Origin of the sequence: Pseudoxanthomonas sp. CF385 (assembly GCF_900104255.1) — a bacterium.
Taxonomy (GTDB): domain Bacteria; phylum Pseudomonadota; class Gammaproteobacteria; order Xanthomonadales; family Xanthomonadaceae; genus Pseudoxanthomonas_A.
In genome coordinates, this window is record NZ_FNKZ01000001.1 from 260,973 (window position 1) to 277,844 (window position 16,872).

At 67.7% G+C, this 16,872-nt stretch carries 13 protein-coding genes and 2 riboswitches; of the genes, 4 read left to right on the top strand and 9 right to left on the bottom strand.

What is annotated here, in order from left to right; genetic code table 11:
- Positions 1 to 18 precede the first annotated feature (18 nt).
- Positions 19 to 1,350 (bottom strand): M20 family metallopeptidase, encoded by a 1,332-nt coding sequence (locus BLT45_RS01135; RefSeq protein ID WP_093294073.1) that lies wholly within the window; start codon positions 1,348 to 1,350, stop codon positions 19 to 21.
- A gap of 134 nt (positions 1,351 to 1,484) precedes the next feature.
- On the opposite strand from BLT45_RS01135, the gene BLT45_RS01140 reads away from it, so the two are divergent.
- Positions 1,485 to 2,273, top strand: a complete 789-nt coding sequence (locus BLT45_RS01140) for a TSUP family transporter (RefSeq protein ID WP_093298332.1) — start codon at positions 1,485 to 1,487, stop codon at positions 2,271 to 2,273.
- 93 nt (positions 2,274 to 2,366) lie between these two features.
- On the opposite strand, the gene BLT45_RS01145 is transcribed toward BLT45_RS01140, so the two are convergent.
- Complete coding sequence (locus tag BLT45_RS01145) at positions 2,367 to 3,671, bottom strand: amidohydrolase (RefSeq protein WP_093294076.1); 1,305 nt, start codon at positions 3,669 to 3,671, stop codon at positions 2,367 to 2,369.
- Between the two features lie 150 nt (positions 3,672 to 3,821).
- Between BLT45_RS01145 and BLT45_RS01150 the strand changes: the two genes are divergently transcribed.
- The gene (locus tag BLT45_RS01150) at positions 3,822 to 5,159 is read left to right on the top strand and encodes an APC family permease (protein WP_093294078.1); all 1,338 of its coding nucleotides are present in this window, start codon (positions 3,822 to 3,824) and stop codon (positions 5,157 to 5,159) included.
- A gap of 138 nt (positions 5,160 to 5,297) precedes the next feature.
- On the opposite strand, the gene purU is transcribed toward BLT45_RS01150, so the two are convergent.
- The 3 genes from purU to BLT45_RS01165 are packed head-to-tail and all read right to left on the bottom strand — an operon-like array spanning position 5,298 to position 6,880.
- Complete coding sequence (purU, locus tag BLT45_RS01155; RefSeq protein ID WP_093294081.1) at positions 5,298 to 6,149, bottom strand: formyltetrahydrofolate deformylase; 852 nt, start codon at positions 6,147 to 6,149, stop codon at positions 5,298 to 5,300.
- A 16-nt stretch (positions 6,150 to 6,165) separates the two neighbouring features.
- The gene (locus BLT45_RS01160) at positions 6,166 to 6,552 is read right to left on the bottom strand and encodes a hypothetical protein (protein ID WP_139187852.1); all 387 of its coding nucleotides are present in this window, start codon (positions 6,550 to 6,552) and stop codon (positions 6,166 to 6,168) included.
- Between the two features lie 10 nt (positions 6,553 to 6,562).
- Positions 6,563 to 6,880: a hypothetical protein gene (locus BLT45_RS01165; protein WP_093294086.1), complete on the bottom strand. Its 318-nt coding sequence runs from the start codon at positions 6,878 to 6,880 to the stop codon at positions 6,563 to 6,565.
- Between the two features lie 104 nt (positions 6,881 to 6,984).
- On the opposite strand from BLT45_RS01165, the gene BLT45_RS01170 reads away from it, so the two are divergent.
- Positions 6,985 to 8,046, top strand: a complete 1,062-nt coding sequence (locus BLT45_RS01170) for a linear amide C-N hydrolase (protein WP_093294088.1) — start codon at positions 6,985 to 6,987, stop codon at positions 8,044 to 8,046.
- Here the strand turns inward: BLT45_RS01170 and BLT45_RS01175 are convergent, their stop codons facing one another.
- Complete coding sequence (locus tag BLT45_RS01175) at positions 8,047 to 9,303, bottom strand: serine hydrolase domain-containing protein (RefSeq protein ID WP_093294091.1); 1,257 nt, start codon at positions 9,301 to 9,303, stop codon at positions 8,047 to 8,049.
- Between the two features lie 93 nt (positions 9,304 to 9,396).
- A riboswitch (cobalamin riboswitch) is annotated at positions 9,397 to 9,631 on the top strand.
- A 199-nt stretch (positions 9,632 to 9,830) separates the two neighbouring features.
- On the opposite strand from BLT45_RS01175, the gene metE reads away from it, so the two are divergent.
- The gene (metE, locus tag BLT45_RS01180) at positions 9,831 to 12,122 is read left to right on the top strand and encodes a 5-methyltetrahydropteroyltriglutamate--homocysteine S-methyltransferase (protein WP_093294094.1); all 2,292 of its coding nucleotides are present in this window, start codon (positions 9,831 to 9,833) and stop codon (positions 12,120 to 12,122) included.
- Between the two features lie 46 nt (positions 12,123 to 12,168).
- Here the strand turns inward: metE and BLT45_RS01185 are convergent, their stop codons facing one another.
- From BLT45_RS01185 to BLT45_RS01195, 3 genes are all read right to left on the bottom strand, one after another.
- Positions 12,169 to 12,585, bottom strand: a complete 417-nt coding sequence (locus BLT45_RS01185; protein ID WP_056880016.1) for an acyl-CoA thioesterase — start codon at positions 12,583 to 12,585, stop codon at positions 12,169 to 12,171.
- A 171-nt stretch (positions 12,586 to 12,756) separates the two neighbouring features.
- Complete coding sequence (locus BLT45_RS01190) at positions 12,757 to 13,776, bottom strand: ribonucleotide-diphosphate reductase subunit beta (protein ID WP_093294096.1); 1,020 nt, start codon at positions 13,774 to 13,776, stop codon at positions 12,757 to 12,759.
- A 231-nt stretch (positions 13,777 to 14,007) separates the two neighbouring features.
- Positions 14,008 to 16,344 carry a ribonucleoside-diphosphate reductase subunit alpha gene (locus tag BLT45_RS01195; protein ID WP_254771827.1) on the bottom strand — a complete coding sequence of 779 codons (2,337 nt, stop codon included), beginning with the start codon at positions 16,342 to 16,344 and terminating at the stop codon, positions 14,008 to 14,010.
- Between the two features lie 274 nt (positions 16,345 to 16,618).
- A riboswitch (cobalamin riboswitch) is annotated at positions 16,619 to 16,838 on the bottom strand.
- Between the last annotated feature and the right edge of the window lie 34 nt (positions 16,839 to 16,872).

The following is a 16,872-nucleotide window of genomic DNA, read 5'->3' on the forward strand; positions in this document are numbered from 1 at the left end:
GGAGAGGGAGAAACTATCTCAGCCCTTCGGCTTCTCCAGATAATCCAGCGTCACCTGCAGCAGGGCGCGCAGGCCGATGTCGAGCGAGGCTTCGTCGAGCATGAACTCGGGCGAGTGGTTGCTGGGCGCGGTGACCGGATCGATGCCCTTGGCCGTGCTGCCGACGAAGAAAAACATCGACGGCACTTCGCGCGCGTAGAACGAGAAGTCTTCCGCGCCCATCTGCAGGCCCGGGGTGATGACGTTATCCGCGCCGACTACAGCCTGCAGGCTGGGCAGCATGCGGGCGGTGAGTTCCGGGTTGTTGACGGTGACCGGATTGCCGTCCTTGTCGGGCACGTGGGCTTCCACCTTCGCGCCGTGCGCGGCGCTGACGTGCGTGGCGACATTCTTGAGGTCGGCGAAGATTTTCTGCCGCATGCCTTCGTCGAACGTGCGGATGGTGCCGACCACTTCGACGTCGTCGGGGATGATGTTGTAGCGGATGCCGCCCTTGATCGCGCCGAAACTGACCACCGCGGGCAGCTTGGAAATGTCGGTGCGACGGCTGACGATGGTCTGGGCGGTACCGATCACGTCGGCCATCGCGACGATCGGGTCCACGCCACCCCACGGGCGCGACCCGTGCGTCTGCCGGCCGATGACCTTCAGCGTGAACGCATCCGAGGCGGCCATCAACGGGCCCTGGCGCACCCCGATCTGGCCGACCGGGATCGACGAGAACACATGCAGGCCGAACACCGCTTCCGGCCTGAAATCCTTGAACACGCCGTCCTTCAGCATCAGCGAAGCGCCTCCTTCCTCGCCAGCCGGGGCGCCTTCCTCCGCGGGCTGGAAGACCAGCAGGACCTCACCCGGCAAGGTGTCCTTCATGCCGACCAGCGCCTTCGCCACGCCGAGCAGGATGCCGGTGTGCGCGTCGTGGCCGCAGGCATGCATCACGCCGACGGTCTCGCCGCGATAGGTCGACGTGGCCTTCGATGCGAACGGCAGGCTGTTCCGCTCGGTGACCGGCAGCGCGTCCATGTCGGCGCGCAGGGCGATGCGCGGGCCCGGCCTGCCGCCCTTGATCACCGCCGTGACGCCGTGGCGCGCGATGCCGGTGCGCGGCTGCAGGCCCAGCTTGCGCAGTTCCTCGGCCACGCGCTTGGCGGTCTGTTCCTCGCGGTTGGACAGCTCCGGGTACTGGTGGAAGTGCCGGCGCCAGGCGATCACCTGTTGCTGCATCGCTTCGCCGGCGGCGACGACGTCCGGCCGTTGCGCGGGCGCGGCGTCCTGCGCGGCGGCAGGAAGCGCGCAGGCGAACGCACCCACGAGCAGGGAAACGGCGAGAGGACGTGCATGGCGCATCGGGTCGGCTCCTGGAGGCATGCGCCGATGCTAACGCTTGCATCGCGGATGCGCGCAGGCGGCTTTAGAATACGCGGGCGTTCCGTGTGGCCTATCACGGCTGGCGATCGCCTCCGTCCCCCGCCGGAATGTCCATGCCCGACCTCGCCCTGCAGGTGCTCCTGCTGCTGTTCCTCGCCGCGATGCTGGCGGGCTTCATCGATGCCATCGCCGGCGGCGGCGGCATGATCACCATTCCCGCCATGCTGCTGGCCGGCATCCCGCCGCTGCAGGTGCTGGGCACCAACAAGCTGCAATCGCTGTTCGGCTCGGGCTCGGCCAGCTGGGCTTATGCGCGGCATGGGCACGTCGACCTCAAGGGCCAGCTGCCGATGGTGCTGACTGCGGCGCTGGGTGCCGTCGGCGGCGCGTTGCTGGCCACCGTCATTCCGGTGGACTGGTTGAAATGGGCGCTGCCGTTCCTGCTGGTGGGCATTGCGGTGTATTTCGGCCTGAAGCCCGACATCGGCCACGTGGACCGCCACCAGCGGATGCGCCCCCAGGTGTTCGCGCTGACCTTCGTGCCGGCGATCGGCTTCTACGACGGCGTGTTCGGCCCGGGCACCGGTTCGTTCCTGATGCTGGGCTTCGTCGCGCTGGCGGGCTTCGGCATCCTCAAGGCGACCGCGCACACTAAGTTCCTCAACTTCGGCTCCAACCTCGGTGCGTTCGTCGTGTTCCTGCTGCACGGCGCGGTGCTGTGGAAGGTCGGCCTGCTGATGGGCGCGGGCCAGTTCCTCGGCGCGCAGATCGGTTCGCGCTTCGCGATGAAGCAGGGCGCGCGCATCATCAAGCCGCTGCTGGTCACCGTATCGATCGCGCTGGCGATCCGCCTGCTGGCGGATCCGCAGCATCCGTTGCGGGTGTGGCTGGCGTCGTTCTGATTCAGCTGTTGTGGGAGCGACGTAAGTCGCGGGCTTTTCGTGTGGCCCGGGGAAGAGCATCGCGACTTACGTCGCTCCCACAACCATTCTCCCTCAAGGCGAGCGAAGGTAATCCAGCGCTACCTGCAGCATCGCCTTGCTGCCCGTCTGCAGCGCCTGTTCGTCCAGCAGGAACTGCGGCGAGTGGTTGATCGGCGCGGTGGCCGGATCGATGCCCTTCGACGTTGAACCGACAAAGAAATAGAAGCCCGGCACGGTGTTGGCGAACTGCGAGAAGTCCTCGGCCACGGTCACCAAGGGCATCTCGACCACGTTCGCCGCGCCGACGGCCTTGTCCAGCGAGGGCCGCACGCGTTGGGTGAGGGCGGGCTGGTTGATCGTAGCCGGTGCGTTGTTGGCCACCTTCAGCTCGGCGCTGCCGCCACTGGCATGGCTGTAGTCGTCGGCGATGCGGCGGAAGCGCGCGATCACGTCCTCGCGCACGGCGGGGTCGAACGTCCGCAGCGTGCCGACCAGGGTGGCCTCGTCGGGGATGATGTTGAAGCGCACGCCGGCCTGGAACTGGCCCGCGGTCAGCACCACCGGGCTGGTGGCGATGTTCACCTGCCGCGCGATCATGCTCTGCGTGCCCAATAGGATCTGCGCGCCCAGGGTGATCGGGTCCACGCCGTCCCACGGCCGCGAACCGTGCGTCTGCTTGCCCTTCACCACCAGCGACCACTCATCTGCCGCGGCGAGCAGCGGTCCGCTGCGATAGCCCACGCTGCCCACAGGCAGGCCGGCCCAGACGTGCAGGCCGAACACCGCGTCCGGCTTGAAGTCCTTGAACACGCCTTCCTGCAGCATCAACGCCGCACCAAAGGTCTGGCCGGCGACGGGCGGGCCTTCCTCGGCGGGCTGGAAGACGAACATCACCTCGCCGGCGAGCTCGTTCTTCGCGGCGACCAGCGCCTGCGCCACGCCCATCAGGACCGCGACGTGCGCATCGTGGCCGCAGGCGTGCATCACGCCGACTGGCTGGCCGCGGTACTCGGCCTTCACCTTCGACGCGAACGGCAGGCCGGTCTGTTCGGTCACCGGCAGCGCATCCATGTCGGCACGCAGCGCGATGCGCGGGCCGGGCTTGGCGCCCTTCAGCACCGCGACGACGCCGGTCTTGCCGACACCGGTGCGCACCGTCAGGCCGAGCGCGCGCAGGTGGTCGGCGATGACCTTCGCGGTTCGCGTCTCCTGTTCGCCCAGTTCGGGATGCTGGTGGAGGTCGCGGCGCCACTGCACGAGCTTCGGTTGCGCCTGGTCCAGTGCGGCGAAGGCGGTGGCGTCCTGCGCGCGGGCGTCCGTGCCCGCCAGTGCGGTGGCGACGAGCAGGGCGGCTGACAGGCGGTGGGCGCGAAGCATGGCGGCATCCGGGACAGGCGGGGAGGACGATGCTAGCCCGAGCGGCGCGCGCGTCCAATGGCGAATCCCCATGAGCGCATGCCTGCGCGCGGCTCGCATTCGCCACGCGCGCGTGGCAGGCTCGCAGGCCACTGAAGAGCCTGTTCGTCCATGACCCGAGACGCCGATCCCGCTTCCTCCCGCCCGCTGCAGGGCGATGCCGCGTTGCTGCGGGCGGTGGGCAGCCTGGCGCTGGCGGCGGCCGTCATCAACATCATCGTGGGTGGTGGCATCTTCAAGATGCCCGCGGCGTTGTCGTCCCAGGTCGGTGCGGCCGCGCCGCTGGCGTTGCTGGCCGGTGCGCTGGTGATGGTGCCGGTGGCGTTGTGCTTCGCCGCCATCGGCAGCCGCGCCTCCGCGACCGGTGGGCCGTACACGTACGTCAGCGCGGTGTTCGGCACGCTGCCGGGGTTCCTGGCCGGAGCGTTGATGTGGATCTGCAACGTGGCGTCCAGCGCCGGCGTGGCGGCCGCGCTGTCGTTGCAGGCGGCCAGCCTGTGGCCGATCTTCGATGCGCCGTTGCCGCGCGCGCTGCTGCTGCTGGGCGTGTATGCCGCGATCTACGCGTTGAACGCGTTCGGCGTGAAGCTGGGCGCGCGCGCGGTGATGACGCTGGCCACGCTGAAGCTGGTGCCGTTGTTCCTGCTGGTGGTGCTGGGCCTGGCTTTCGTCGATACCACGCAGATCAGCTTCGCCTTCGCCGACGTGCCGTCGTGGACCGCGTTGGGTGCGGCCATGGTGATGGTGGTGTTCGCGTACTCCGGCGTGGAGACGGCACTGATTCCGGGCGGCGAAGTACGCGACCCCTCGCGCAGCGTGCCGCGCGCGGCGTTGAGCGCCATCCTGCTGGTGGTGCTGCTGTACCTGGGCCTGCAGATCGTCTGCCAGGGCGTGCTGGGCCCGGCGCTGGCGAGCAGCAGCGTGCCGATCGCCGAGGCCGCCGGCCGGTTGTGGGATCCGGCGCGCATCGCGCTGCTGGTCACCGCCTGCATTTCTATGGCGGGCTTCCTGCTGGGCAACCTGCTGGGCTCGTCGCGGTTGCTGTTCGCACTGGGACGCGACGGCTATCTGCCGCAGGTCTTCGGCCGCGTCAGCGCCCGCCACCGCGTGCCGCTGCTCGCGCTGGCCACGCATGCCGGCATTGCCTGCCTGCTGGCGGTGGTGGGCAATTTCGAAGCGCTCGTGCTGATCTCGGGCGGTGCCGTCTGCCTGGTGTACGTGATGGTCTGCGTCGCTGCGTGGCGGGCGCAGCGCACCGACCTGCGCGAACGCGGCGCGCCCTTCGTGCTGCGCGGCGGGCCGCTGGTGCCGGGGCTGGCGGTGGTCGGCATGGTGGCGATCCTGACCACGCTGAGCGTGCGCGAATGGACGGCCATAGGCGTGGCCGTCGTCGTGCTGGCGGTGGTGTATGCGGTGCTGGTGGGTCTGCGGCGGCGCGTCGGCAGCTGAGTTCCAGACGGGGCGGCAAGGCTGGTTGTGGGAGCGACGTAAGTCGCGAGCTCTTCCTCCGGCAACACCAAACGCTCGCGACTTACGTCGCTCCCACACCGACTATCCCCACATCTGTTATCCCTACGCCGGCCAGGCCTACCGGAACACCACAGTGCGGTGGCCGTTGAGCAGGATGCGGTGCTCGGTATGGCGACGCACGGCGCGGGCCAGCACCAGCGATTCGATGTCGCTGCCCATGCGCACCAGCTCCTTCGGCGTCATCGCGTGGTCCACGCGGGCGACGTCCTGTTCGATGATCGGGCCTTCGTCCAGGTCGCGCGTCACGTAGTGCGCGGTGGCGCCGATGATCTTGACCCCGCGCGCGTGCGCCTGGTGGTAGGGCTTGGCGCCCTTGAAGCTGGGCAGGAAGCTGTGGTGGATGTTGATGGCGCGCCCGGACAGCGCGTCGCACAGCGTCGGCGAGAGGATCTGCATGTAGCGGGCCAGCACGACCAGGTCGATCCGTTCGCGTTCCACCAGGTCGATGATCCGCTGTTCCTGCTCGTCGCGATGGTCGGCGGTCACCGGCAGGTGGTGGAAGGCTACGCCGTACGACTGCGCCAATGGCGCGAAGTCGGGATGGTTGGAGACCACGCAGGCGATCTCGACCGGCAGCTGCCGGCTGTGCACGCGGAACAGCAGGTCGTTGAGGCAGTGCCCCTGTTTGCTGACCAGCACCATCAGCCGCGCCTTGTGGCGTGCGTCGCGCAACTGCCAGTCCATCGCGAACGCCTCGGCCAGCGGCTGGAACCGTGCCTGCAGCGCTTCGGCGGAGATGGCTTCCGGCAGGTCGAAGTGCACGCGCAGGAAGAAGCGGCCGGATTCCTCGTCGCCGAACTGCTGCGCATCGAGGATGTTGCAGCCGGCGTCGAACAGCAGCCCGGTGACCCGGTAGACGATGCCGGTGGTGTCCGGGCAGGACAGCGTGAGGATGTGGTCGCGACGCATGGATTCGGTGCTTGGATCAGGCCGACCCGCTGAGCGGGCTGGGCCCGCGTGGATCGTGGGATGGGGATTCCGACACCGTGTATTGCAGACGGCGCTCGCGGATTGAAAGGTAGATGAGAAGCAGGCCGACGGTGACCAGGAACGCGCCCGACGCGAACATCACCCAGAACGTATTACCGAGGACGTCGATCAGCACCAAGCCCGTGCTGTGGGAATCCCTGGCCACGTATGCGTGATCGCCCGTGAGGGAGGCCACCACGTGCTTCGAATGCCTGCGCAGGGGCGACCCCATGTGCCATGCCGCGTCCCAGGCGTAGAAGATCCACAGCCAGTTGAAGACGCCCACGGCGATCGACAGTCCTCCAAGGACCAAGCCCATCGGTCTGGGGGCAACAGGGCTCATCGCCTTCTGCTTACTCGCAGCGCGCCGCGGTGATGCGGTTGTTGGCGTCGATGTAGACGCGCAGGCGGTCGCTGCGCGTGTCGTGCTTCACCACGGTGCTGGGGCCGATCGGATTGACCAGGCCCGCGCCGCTCTCGCTGGAGAGGCGGCGCAGGGTGGCTTCGTCGGCCGGCTGGCCGACCGCCCAGCCGAGCGACGCATCGCGGCAGGTGCCGCTGCCGGCGACCTGCGGGCCCGGTGTGCTGACGCAGGCGGTGAGCGCCATGACGGCGAGGGCCAGCGACGTCGCGCGGGTGGACGAACGGTACAGCAGCGGGGGGAGGGCCATGGCAGCATCTCGGGGGCGGCTGAGGATCGCTGTTTAACACACCCGCCGGCCTAACGGGCGGGCGCCCGTCTCGCACCGCCTGTTCCCCCTTCACGGAGACCGTCATGGATCGTCGCTTCGTCATGCCGCTCGCGCTCGCCGCCGCCCTCCTGTCCTCGCTCGCCGCCACGCCGCCCGCCGATGCCTGTACCCGCGTCGTCTATCTCGGCGCCAACGACGACGTGATCACCGCCCGTTCGATGGACTGGAAGAACGACGTGGCGACGAACCTGTGGATCTTCCCCCGCGGCATGGCCCGCAGCGGGCAGGCCGGGCCCCACTCGGTGAAATGGACATCGAAGTACGGCAGCGTCATCGCGACGGGCTACGACATCTCCACCACCGACGGCATGAACGAAGCCGGCCTGGTCGCCAACGTGCTCTGGCTGGTCGAATCCGAATATCCCGCCTACGACGGACGCGGCCCCGGCCTGAGCATCGCGGCGTGGGCCCAATACGTGCTCGACAACTACGGCAGCGTGAAGGAGGCCGTCGACGCCTTGCGCAAGCAGCCTTTCACCGTCGTGACCGACAAGGTGCCCGGGGAGGACCGGCTGACCACGCTGCACCTGTCGATGTCCGATGCCAGTGGCGACAGCGCCATCATCGAATACATCGACGGCAAGCAGGTGATTCACCATGATCGCCGGTACCAAGTGATGACCAACTCGCCGGTGTTCGACCAGCAGCTGGCGCTCAATGCCTATTGGAAGCAGATCGGTGGCACGGTGATGCTGCCGGGCACCAACCGCGCCGCAGACCGCTTCGCGCGCGCCTCGTTCTACGTCAATGCGATCCCGAAGGCCGAGGATCCGGTGAAGGCGCTGGCCAGCGTCTTCAGCGTGATCCGCAACACGTCGGTACCGTTCGGCATCAACACGCCGGAAGAGCCCAACATCTCCTCCACGCGCTGGCGGACCGTCGCCGACCACAAGCGCAAGCTCTATTTCTTCGAATCCGCGCTGACGCCGAACACGTTCTGGGTGGATCTCAAGGACGTGGACTTCTCGAGGGAGACCGGCAAGGTGCTGCGCCTGGACCTGGGTGCGGACCAGCGCAACGTGTTCGCCGGCAACGCGGTGAAGGATTTCAGGCCCGCGGAACCGTTCGTGTTCCAGGGCCTGTAGCTACAGATCGAATGCGAGCAGGTCGTGGCCGGTGGCGGCGCGCACCACACGCCGGTACAACACGTTGCCGCTGCCGCCGTTGGTCAGCGCCACCAGCGCACGCTGGCCGCTGGCATCGCCGAGCGCGAAATTCTTGAAGATGCCGCCGTTGCTGCCCGAGTGGTAGAAGACCGGCCCGCGCGGCGTGGCTTCCAGGTTCCAGCCCAGGCCCTTCTCCGTCCAGCGGCCGGGCACGTCGATCTGCTTGGTCAGCATCGCGCGGCGCGTGGCCTCGGTGATCTGCCACGGTTCGCGCGGCGTGCGCACCATCAGCGCCATGAAGCGCGCGTACGCGGTCGGCGTGGTGCGCAGGCTCGCGGCGGCATTGGCGAGGATGTCACCGGGCCAGTTCACCAGGCCCTTGGGCGTGATCGCCTGCACCTCGGGCAACGCGCGCGCGGCATCCTCGTAGCGCCAGGTCGACAGCGGCTTGCCCCAGCGGTCTGCCACGACCTGCGCCGCGCTCCACTGCTCGCGCAGCATCTGCGGCGGCATGCCGGGCGTTTCGTCCTCGACGGCGCGATGCCCGTACACCGAACGCGCGGCTAGGTCCGCATTCCAGCTGTAGCTGCTGCCCTGCATGCCGGCGGGGCCGAACAGCAGGCGCTGCATCGATTCGTCCAGGCTCTCGCCGGTCAGCGTTTCGACCACCAGCTGCAGCCAGAAGATCGCTTCGCCCGAATAGTCGATGCGCGTGCCGGGCTTCACGGCGGGCACCAGTTTTTCGGTCACCGGATCCTTGCGCCAGTTCGGCAGGCCGGTGGAGTGGCGCAATACGTCGCGCACGGTGATGGCGTCGATCCACGGATGGTCGGCCAGGTAGTCCATCCGCCGGTAGCGCACCAGCGGTGCATCAAGGTCGATGACGCCCTGGTCCGCCAGCTGCAGCACCAGATAGGCGAACACCGGCTTGCTCAGCGAGGCGTCCTCGAACAGCGTGTTCGCCACCACCGGCGCGCGCGTCAGCGCATGGGTCACGCCGAACCCGCGCGCCCACACCACCTCGCCCCGCTCGACCACCGCCAGCCCGATGCCCGGCACACGCAGCGCCTGCATCAACCGCGGCAGATCATCGAGGAAAGCCTCGGGCGGAATCCAGCCCGCCGCGTCGTCGCAGGCGGCGGCGGAAGCGGAGCGTGGCCAGGCCCACGCCAGCGGGGACAACAGGCCGGCTTTCAGCAGGTTTCGGCGTGACGGGAACGATGAGGCGTGACTCATGACGGCTTGAGTGTCCCTAGGCAGGCTCGTTTAAAGATGACGTATGAGCGATGCAAACCCCGCGCTGGCTTGACGCGCCACGCCCCACCGCCGTATCGTCCGCATCGCCAAGGTTTCCATCTCTTCATGCGAATGAAGAGATGGGATTAAAAGGGAAGCCGGTGCGGCCTGTTCCATGGGCCTATTCCGGCGCTGCCCCGCAGCGGTATTTGGAAACGAACCCCGTCAACAGCACTGGTCCTCGCGGGCCGGGAAGCGGTGGGAAGTAGGCCAGCGCACACGCGCCCGTCCATGAGCCCGAAGACCTGCCCTGGCCGGAAGACACGACCGTCTTCCGTCTGACCTGGAGCTTCCGAGGGGAGGCGGCCGGAGCCCGTGTCCGCGCGCGCCTGCCCGGATGCGTCCTCCTGCGCCTTCCTCCCGGCACTCCGGCTCGCCCGCGGGGGCGAAGGTCGCTGGCGTGGCGGGCGCGTGCCCGGCGCGCGGTTCCTTCGTTCCTCATCACTGCTTGCATGAGGACACGCACCATGACCACCGTTACCACCCTCGGCTTCCCGCGCATCGGCGTGAAGCGCGAACTGAAGACCGCACTCGAACGCTACTGGCGCGGCGAAAGCAGCGCCGACGCGCTGCAGGACACCGCACGCGACCTGCGCCATCGCCACTGGCAGCTGCAACGCAATGCCGGCGCCGATGTCGTCCCCTGCAACGACTTTTCGCTGTACGACCACGTGCTGGATACGGCGTTCCTGTTCGACGCCCTGCCCGACGCCTACCGCGCACTGGCCGATGCCGATCCGTTGGCCGGCTACTTCACCCTCGCGCGCGGCCTGCAAAAGGACGGCGTGGACCTGCGCGCGCTGGAGATGACCAAGTGGTTCGACACCAACTACCACTACCTCGTGCCGGAGCTGCACGCCGGGCAGAGTTTCCGGTTGCGCGGCGACAAGCCGGTGGCCGAGTACCTTGAAGCACGTGCCCAGGGCCACGCGACGCGCCCCGTGCTGCTCGGGCCGGTGAGCTTCCTGCTGCTGGCGAAAACGGTGGACGGCAGTGACCGGCTGGCGCTGCTCGACCGCCTGTTGCCGGTATACGCGGAGCTGCTGACGAAGCTGCATGCGGCGGGTGCGGACTGGGTGCAGCTCGATGAGCCCTGCCTGGTGCTGGACCTGGATGAGGCCACCCGTTCGGCCTACCTGCGCGCGTACGCGACGCTGGCGAAGACCGTCCGTCCGCGCCTGCTGCTGGCGACGTACTTCGGTCGGCTCGATGCGCAGCTGCCGCTGGCCTGCGCGCTGCCGGTCGACGGCCTGCACGTGGACCTGGTGCGCGGCAAGGAACAGCTGGACGACGTGCTGAAGCAGTGGCCGCGTGGCCGCGTGCTGTCGGTGGGCCTGGTGGATGGCCGCAACATCTGGCGCACGAACCTGGACAACGCGTTGATCCTGGCCAGGTACGCGCAAGGCCACCTGGAGCTCGGCCAGCTGTGGCTGGCGCCGTCGTGCTCGCTGCTGCACGTGCCGGTGGACGTCATCGGCGAGAAGGCGCTGCCATCCGACCTGAAGTCATGGCTGGCCTTTGCCCGGCAGAAAATCGAGGAACTGCGCCTGCTGGCCGACGCGCTGCGCGATCCGCGCACGGCGGACCCCGCGCTGGCGGTGGCGCGCGATCGCATCGAATCGCGTCGCCACTCGGGACGGGTGCACCGCCCCGCTGTCGCGGCGCGGCTGGCCTCGCCCGAGGCGGCCGACATCCATCGTGATGTGCCGTACCCGCAGCGTCGTCTTGCCCAGCAGGCGCGATTCGCGCTGCCGGCGTTCCCGACCACGACGATTGGCTCGTTCCCGCAGACGCACGAGGTGCGCGAGGCGCGCGCGCGCCACAAGAGCGGCACGCTGTCCGACGCCGGGTACGATGCCTTCCTCGAAGCCGAGACCGCGCGCTGCGTGCACATCCAGGAAGAGATCGGCCTCGACGTGCTGGTGCATGGCGAGTTCGAGCGCAACGACATGGTGGAGTACTTCGGCGAGCAGCTGGACGGGTTCGCCTTCACCAAGAACGGGTGGGTACAGAGCTATGGCTCGCGCTGCGTGAAGCCGCCGATCATCTACGGCGACGTGTCGCGCCCCGCGCCGATGACGGTGCGCTGGACGCGGTACGCGCAGTCGCTGACCGAGCGGCCGATGAAGGGCATGCTGACCGGACCGGTCACCGTGCTGCAGTGGTCGTTCGTGCGCGACGACCAGGCGCGTGCGCAGACCTGCCGGCAGATCGCGCTCGCCCTGCGTGACGAAGTGCTGGACCTGGAGGCGGCCGGCATCGGCGTGATCCAGATCGACGAACCGGCCCTGCGCGAAGGCCTGCCGTTGCGTCGCGCGGACTGGCAGGCCTACCTGGCCTGGGCCGTGGAGTGCTTCCGCATCAGTGCGTCCGGTGTGAAGGACGACACCCAGATCCACACCCACATGTGCTACTCGGAGTTCAACGACATCATCGAAGCCGTGGCGGCGATGGACGCCGACGTCATCTCCATCGAAACCTCGCGTTCGCGGATGGAACTGCTGGAGGCGTTCGTGAGGTTCCGCTATCCCAACGAGATCGGTCCCGGCGTGTACGACATCCACTCGCCGCGCATCCCGACCACGGGCGAGATGATCGACCTGCTGGAGCGCGCCCGCGCCGTACTGGCGCCCGAGCAGATCTGGGTCAATCCGGACTGCGGCTTGAAGACGCGGGGCTGGCCCGAGGTGCGTACGGCGCTGGAGCGGATGGTGGAAGCAGCGCATGCCTTGCGTGGCGGACGCGCGCAGGCGGCCTGACGGTCGTCGCAACGTGGTGGCGGGCAAGGGCCCGCCCCACGTCGCTTCAATCCTGCGCGATCGCCGGGGGCAGCGGCGGTGCGGGCGTGGGCCGGCCGAGCGGGTCGAGCGCGATCATCACGAAGTGACCGCGCGTGCACAGCTTGCGCTCGCCGGTCAGCAGGTTCTCGGTGATGACTTCCACGTCGACGTTCATCGAGCTGCGGCCGACCTTCACCACGCGCGCGACGACTTCCACCAGGTCGCCCTTGTGGATCGGCTGGTTGAAGTCCACCTGCTCCGAGCGCGCGGTGACCACCGTGGAGCGGGCGTAGCGGGAGGCGACGATGAAGGCGGACATGTCCATCCACGCCAGCGCCTGGCCGCCGAACAGCGTGCCCAGGTGGTTGGTGTGGTCGGGAAAGACCATGTGCAGCAGGCGGGCCTCGAGCGGGCGCGCTTCGGCGTTGGCCAGTTCAGTCATGGTGGTGCTCCGGTTCGCGTGCTCCCGGCGGCAGCATAGCGCAAGCCCTTGTGGGAGCGACGTGAGTCGCGACAAGGCTGGAGAAGCGCACGGCTGCCTTCGGATGCCATGAGGACGTGTCGTTGCAGAGATCGCGACTTACGTCGCTCCCACGTCAGCCATCGCGACGCCTCAGAACGCGTGGTCGAAGCCGACTTCGCCCTGCACGCCCAGCTGGTAGGCCGAGACGCGGCGCTCGAAGAAATTGGTCAACTCCTGCACGTCCTGCAGCTCCATGAAGGGCAGTGGGTTGCGCACGTCGTAGCGCTTGGGCATGCCCAGCTTGGCGAAGTGCTGGTCGGCGCAATGCTGCAGGTATTGGCGCATGTCGCGCGTGGAGATGCCGGCCACGCCGCCGGACAGCACGTCCTCGGCGAACTGCACCTCGCACTCGATGGCCTCCTCCAGCATGTCGTAGACCTGCTGCTGCATGACATCGTCGAACAGGTCCGGCTCTTCCTCGCGCACGGTGCGCACGCATTCGAACGCGAACTCCATGTGGCAGCTCTCGTCGCGGAACACCCAGTTGGTGCCGCTGGCCAGGCCGGGCAGCAGGCCGCGCGAGCGGAAGAAGTAGACGTAGGCGAAGGCGGCGAAGAAGAACAGCCCTTCGATGCACGCGGCGAAGCAGATCTGGTTGAGCAGGAACTGCCGGCGCTGGTCGCGCGTCTCGATCCGCTTCAGGTCCTGGATGCTGTCGATCCACTTGAAGCAGAAGTCGGCCTTCTTCTTGATCGCCGGGATGTTCTCCACCGCGGCGAAGGCCTTGAAGCGCTCCGACGGGTCGGGCAGGTAGTTGTCCAGCAGCGTCAGGTAGAACTGCACGTGCAGCGCTTCCTCGTACAGCTGCCTCGACAGGTACATGCGCGCTTCCGGCGCGTTGAGGTGCTGGTAGAGGTTCAGCACCAGGTTGTTCGACACGATCGAATCGCCGGTGGCGAAGAAGGCGACCAGCCGGTGGATCAGGTGGCGGTCGGCCGGCGTCATCTTGGCATGCAGGTCGGTGATGTCGATCTGGAAATTGATCTCCTCCACCGTCCACGTGTTCTTGATGGCGTCGCGGTACATGTCGTAGAACTGCGGGTAGCGCATCGGGCGCAGCGTCAGTTCGAAACCGGGGTCTAGCAGCATCTGCTTGGGGTGTGCGGACATGGTGCGGTGTTCTCGTGGTTCTCCTTCTCCCGCCGGGAGAAGGTGCCCGAAGGGCGGATGAGGGTGCGGCGAAAGTAGCGGCGGTGACACATCGTGATGTCGCCGTACCCTCACCCCAACCCCTCTCCCGATGGGAGAGGGGCTCGAATCAGAAGCTGGCGCATCCATGCGCCGGGAACATCCGTGTTCCGATTCCAGGGTCCGTCGACCGGGGTCGACGCAGGGGAGCGGTTACTGGCAGGCCTCGCAGGCTTCCGGGTTCTCCAGCGAGCAGGCGATGGCCTCCGTCGGCGTGTAGTCGCGCTTCGGCGCTGCGGCCGTCGTGCTGCTGACCGTGGTCTTGGCGATCTTGGTGGCCGGGCGCGAGCGCAGGTAGTAGGTGGTCTTGATGCCCTGCTTCCATGCGTACATGTACATGGACGACATCGCGCCGATGTTCGGGCTTTCCATGAACAGATTCAGCGAGGCCGACTGGTCGATGAAGGCGCCACGGCCGGCAGCCATGTCGATCAGCGAGCGCATCGGCAGTTCCCAGGCCGTGCGATAGACCTGCTGCAGCGTGTCCGGGATCTGCGCGATGCCCTGGATGGAGCCTTCGGCCAGCTTGATCGCATCGCGCGTTTCCGGCGTCCACAGGCCGAGCTTCTTCAACTCGTCCACCAGGTAGCGGTTGACCTGCAGGAAGTCGCCCGACAGCGTCTCGCGCTTGAACAGGTTGGACACCTGCGGCTCCACGCACTCGTAGCAGCCGGCGATCGAGGCGATCGTGGCGGTCGGCGCGATCGCGATCAGCAGCGAGTTACGCAGGCCGTGTTCCTTGATGCGCGCGCGCAGGGTATCCCAGCGTTCCGCGTTCTCCGGAACCACGTTCCAGGCGTCGAACTGCAGCTCGCCGTTGGCGGCGCGCGTGTCGGCGAACGACGGATGGCGGCCACGTTCCTGCGCCAGTTCCACCGACGTCTCCAGCGCGTGGAAGTAGATGGTCTCGGCGATCTTCGCCGACAGCGCGCGCGCCTCGGCGCTGTCGAACGGCAGGCGCAGCTTGAAGAACACGTCCTGCAGGCCCATGCAGCCGAGGCCCACCGGGCGCCAGCGCAGGTTGCCGCGGCGCGCGGTCTCGATCGGATAGAAGTTCAGGTCGATCACGCGGTCCAGCTGGCGCACGGCCAGGCGGACGGTCTCGGCGAGCTTGTCGAAATCGAACCAGCCATCGTCATCGAAGTGACGGCCCAGGTTGATCGAGCCGAGGTTGCACACCGCCGTTTCTTCCGCCGAGGTGACTTCCAGGATTTCCGTGCACAGGTTCGACAGGTGGATGACGTTGCCGGCGCGCAGGGTCTGGTTGCTCGCGGCGTTGCACTTGTCCTTGAAGGTCATCCAGCCGTTGCCGGTCTCGGCCAGCGTGCGCATCATCCGGCCGTAAAGCTTGCGAGCGGACGTGGTCTTCATCGCCTTGCCTTGCGCTTCGGCCTGCGTGTAGGCCAGTTCGAACGCAGCGCCATACAGGTCGGTCAGTTCAGGCACCACGCGTGGATCGAACAGCGACCATTCCTGGTCGGCTTCGACGCGCTTCATGAAGAGGTCCGGCACCCAGTTGGCCAGATTGAGGTTGTGCGTACGGCGCGCTTCGTCGCCGGTGTTGTCGCGCAGCTCCAGGAAGTCTTCGATGTCGGCGTGCCAGGTTTCCAGGTACACGCAGGCCGCGCCCTTGCGCTTGCCACCCTGGTTGACCGCCGCGACCGAGGAATCCAGCGTCTTCAGCCACGGCACGATGCCGTTGCTGTGGCCGTTGGTGGACTTGATCAGCGAACCACGCGAACGCACGCGGGTGTAGCTCACGCCGATGCCGCCGCTGAACTTGCTCAGCTGGGCGATGTCGCCGTACTTGGCGTAGATCGACTCCAGCGTGTCCTGCGGCGAGTCCAACAGGAAGCACGAGGACAGCTGCTCGTGCGTGGTGCCGCTGTTGAACAGCGTCGGCGAGCTGGGCAGGTAGTCCAGGTTGCCCATGCGGCGATACAGCGCCAGCGCTTCGGGCACGTCTTCGCTCAGCGCGCAGGCGATGCGCAGGAAGAACTGCTGCGGCGTCTCGATGACCTTGCGGGTGTGCGGGTGGCGCAGCAGGTAGCGGTCGTACAGCGTGCGCAGGCCGAAGTAGTCGAAGTGCAGGTCGAGCGAGGCGTCCAGCGCATCGTTGAGCTTGCGTGCGTTGGTCTGTACGAAGTTCAGCAGGCGGTCGTTGATCAGGCCGACTTCGTGGCCGCGGGTGACCGACTGCGAGAACGCGTGGATCTCCTGGCCGGTGACTTCCTTGACGATGTAGCCGGCCAGCAGGCGTGCGGCCAGGCGGCTGTATTCGGGTTCCTCGCCGGTCAGCAGCGCGGCGGTGCGGATCGACAGTTCGTCCAGTTCGCGCGTGCTGGCGCCGTCGTACAGGCCGGAGATGGTGCGGGTGGCCACGCGCATCGGGTCGATGGCGTGCAGGCCTTCGCAGTTGCGCTGCACCGCGCGCACGATCTTGTTGAGGTCCACCGGCTCGCGGCCGCCGTTGCGCTTGGTCACGCTCATCGCGGTGGCGGTGGGCGGCGGGGTCAGCGAAAAGGCGTCCTTCTGGGACGGGGTGGTGCCGGCGTCGGCGACGGCGCTGTCGATCTGGGTCACGAGAATCCTCCATGCGTGGTGCACGCGGCGGCCCGTCCCTCGCGGGGCTGCGCAAGGCCGGATGGAGGATCACAGTGGGGAAGCGGCGTCGCAGGGGGCGAGATCGCGCGGACGGAAGACCGGCGTGCCCTGCTTCGCCAGCCCTCTCCCCCCGGAGATTCCGCGGCCGGCACCGCGCGGTGTGCTACGCGCGGCTGTCGGCAGGTCTTCGGACTCATGGGCGGGAAGGACGTGCCTTCTTCCTACGTCCGCCGCTTCCCAGGGCAAGGCCCCAGTGCTGGTGGCGGGTTCGTTCCCAATTACCGCTGCGGGGCAGTGCCGGAGTGGCGCGAACGCGTCACCGGCTTCCCGTTTTAATCCCGTGGCTTGCGACCACCGGAACCGACGGCCACAACATAGTGGGGCATGCCGGAAGCGTCAACACCAAATGTTGTG

Coding starts and splice junctions, on each gene's coding strand:
- BLT45_RS01135 (WP_093294073.1), bottom strand. CDS start 1,350: ATGCGCCATGCACGTCCTCTCGCCGTTTCCCTGCTCGTGGGTGCGTTC.
- BLT45_RS01140 (WP_093298332.1), top strand. CDS start 1,485: ATGCCCGACCTCGCCCTGCAGGTGCTCCTGCTGCTGTTCCTCGCCGCG.
- BLT45_RS01145 (WP_093294076.1), bottom strand. CDS start 3,671: ATGCTTCGCGCCCACCGCCTGTCAGCCGCCCTGCTCGTCGCCACCGCA.
- BLT45_RS01150 (WP_093294078.1), top strand. CDS start 3,822: ATGACCCGAGACGCCGATCCCGCTTCCTCCCGCCCGCTGCAGGGCGAT.
- purU (WP_093294081.1), bottom strand. CDS start 6,149: ATGCGTCGCGACCACATCCTCACGCTGTCCTGCCCGGACACCACCGGC.
- BLT45_RS01160 (WP_139187852.1), bottom strand. CDS start 6,552: ATGAGCCCTGTTGCCCCCAGACCGATGGGCTTGGTCCTTGGAGGACTG.
- BLT45_RS01165 (WP_093294086.1), bottom strand. CDS start 6,880: ATGGCCCTCCCCCCGCTGCTGTACCGTTCGTCCACCCGCGCGACGTCG.
- BLT45_RS01170 (WP_093294088.1), top strand. CDS start 6,985: ATGGATCGTCGCTTCGTCATGCCGCTCGCGCTCGCCGCCGCCCTCCTG.
- BLT45_RS01175 (WP_093294091.1), bottom strand. CDS start 9,303: ATGAGTCACGCCTCATCGTTCCCGTCACGCCGAAACCTGCTGAAAGCC.
- metE (WP_093294094.1), top strand. CDS start 9,831: ATGACCACCGTTACCACCCTCGGCTTCCCGCGCATCGGCGTGAAGCGC.
- BLT45_RS01185 (WP_056880016.1), bottom strand. CDS start 12,585: ATGACTGAACTGGCCAACGCCGAAGCGCGCCCGCTCGAGGCCCGCCTG.
- BLT45_RS01190 (WP_093294096.1), bottom strand. CDS start 13,776: ATGTCCGCACACCCCAAGCAGATGCTGCTAGACCCCGGTTTCGAACTG.
- BLT45_RS01195 (WP_254771827.1), bottom strand. CDS start 16,344: ATGAGCGTGACCAAGCGCAACGGCGGCCGCGAGCCGGTGGACCTCAAC.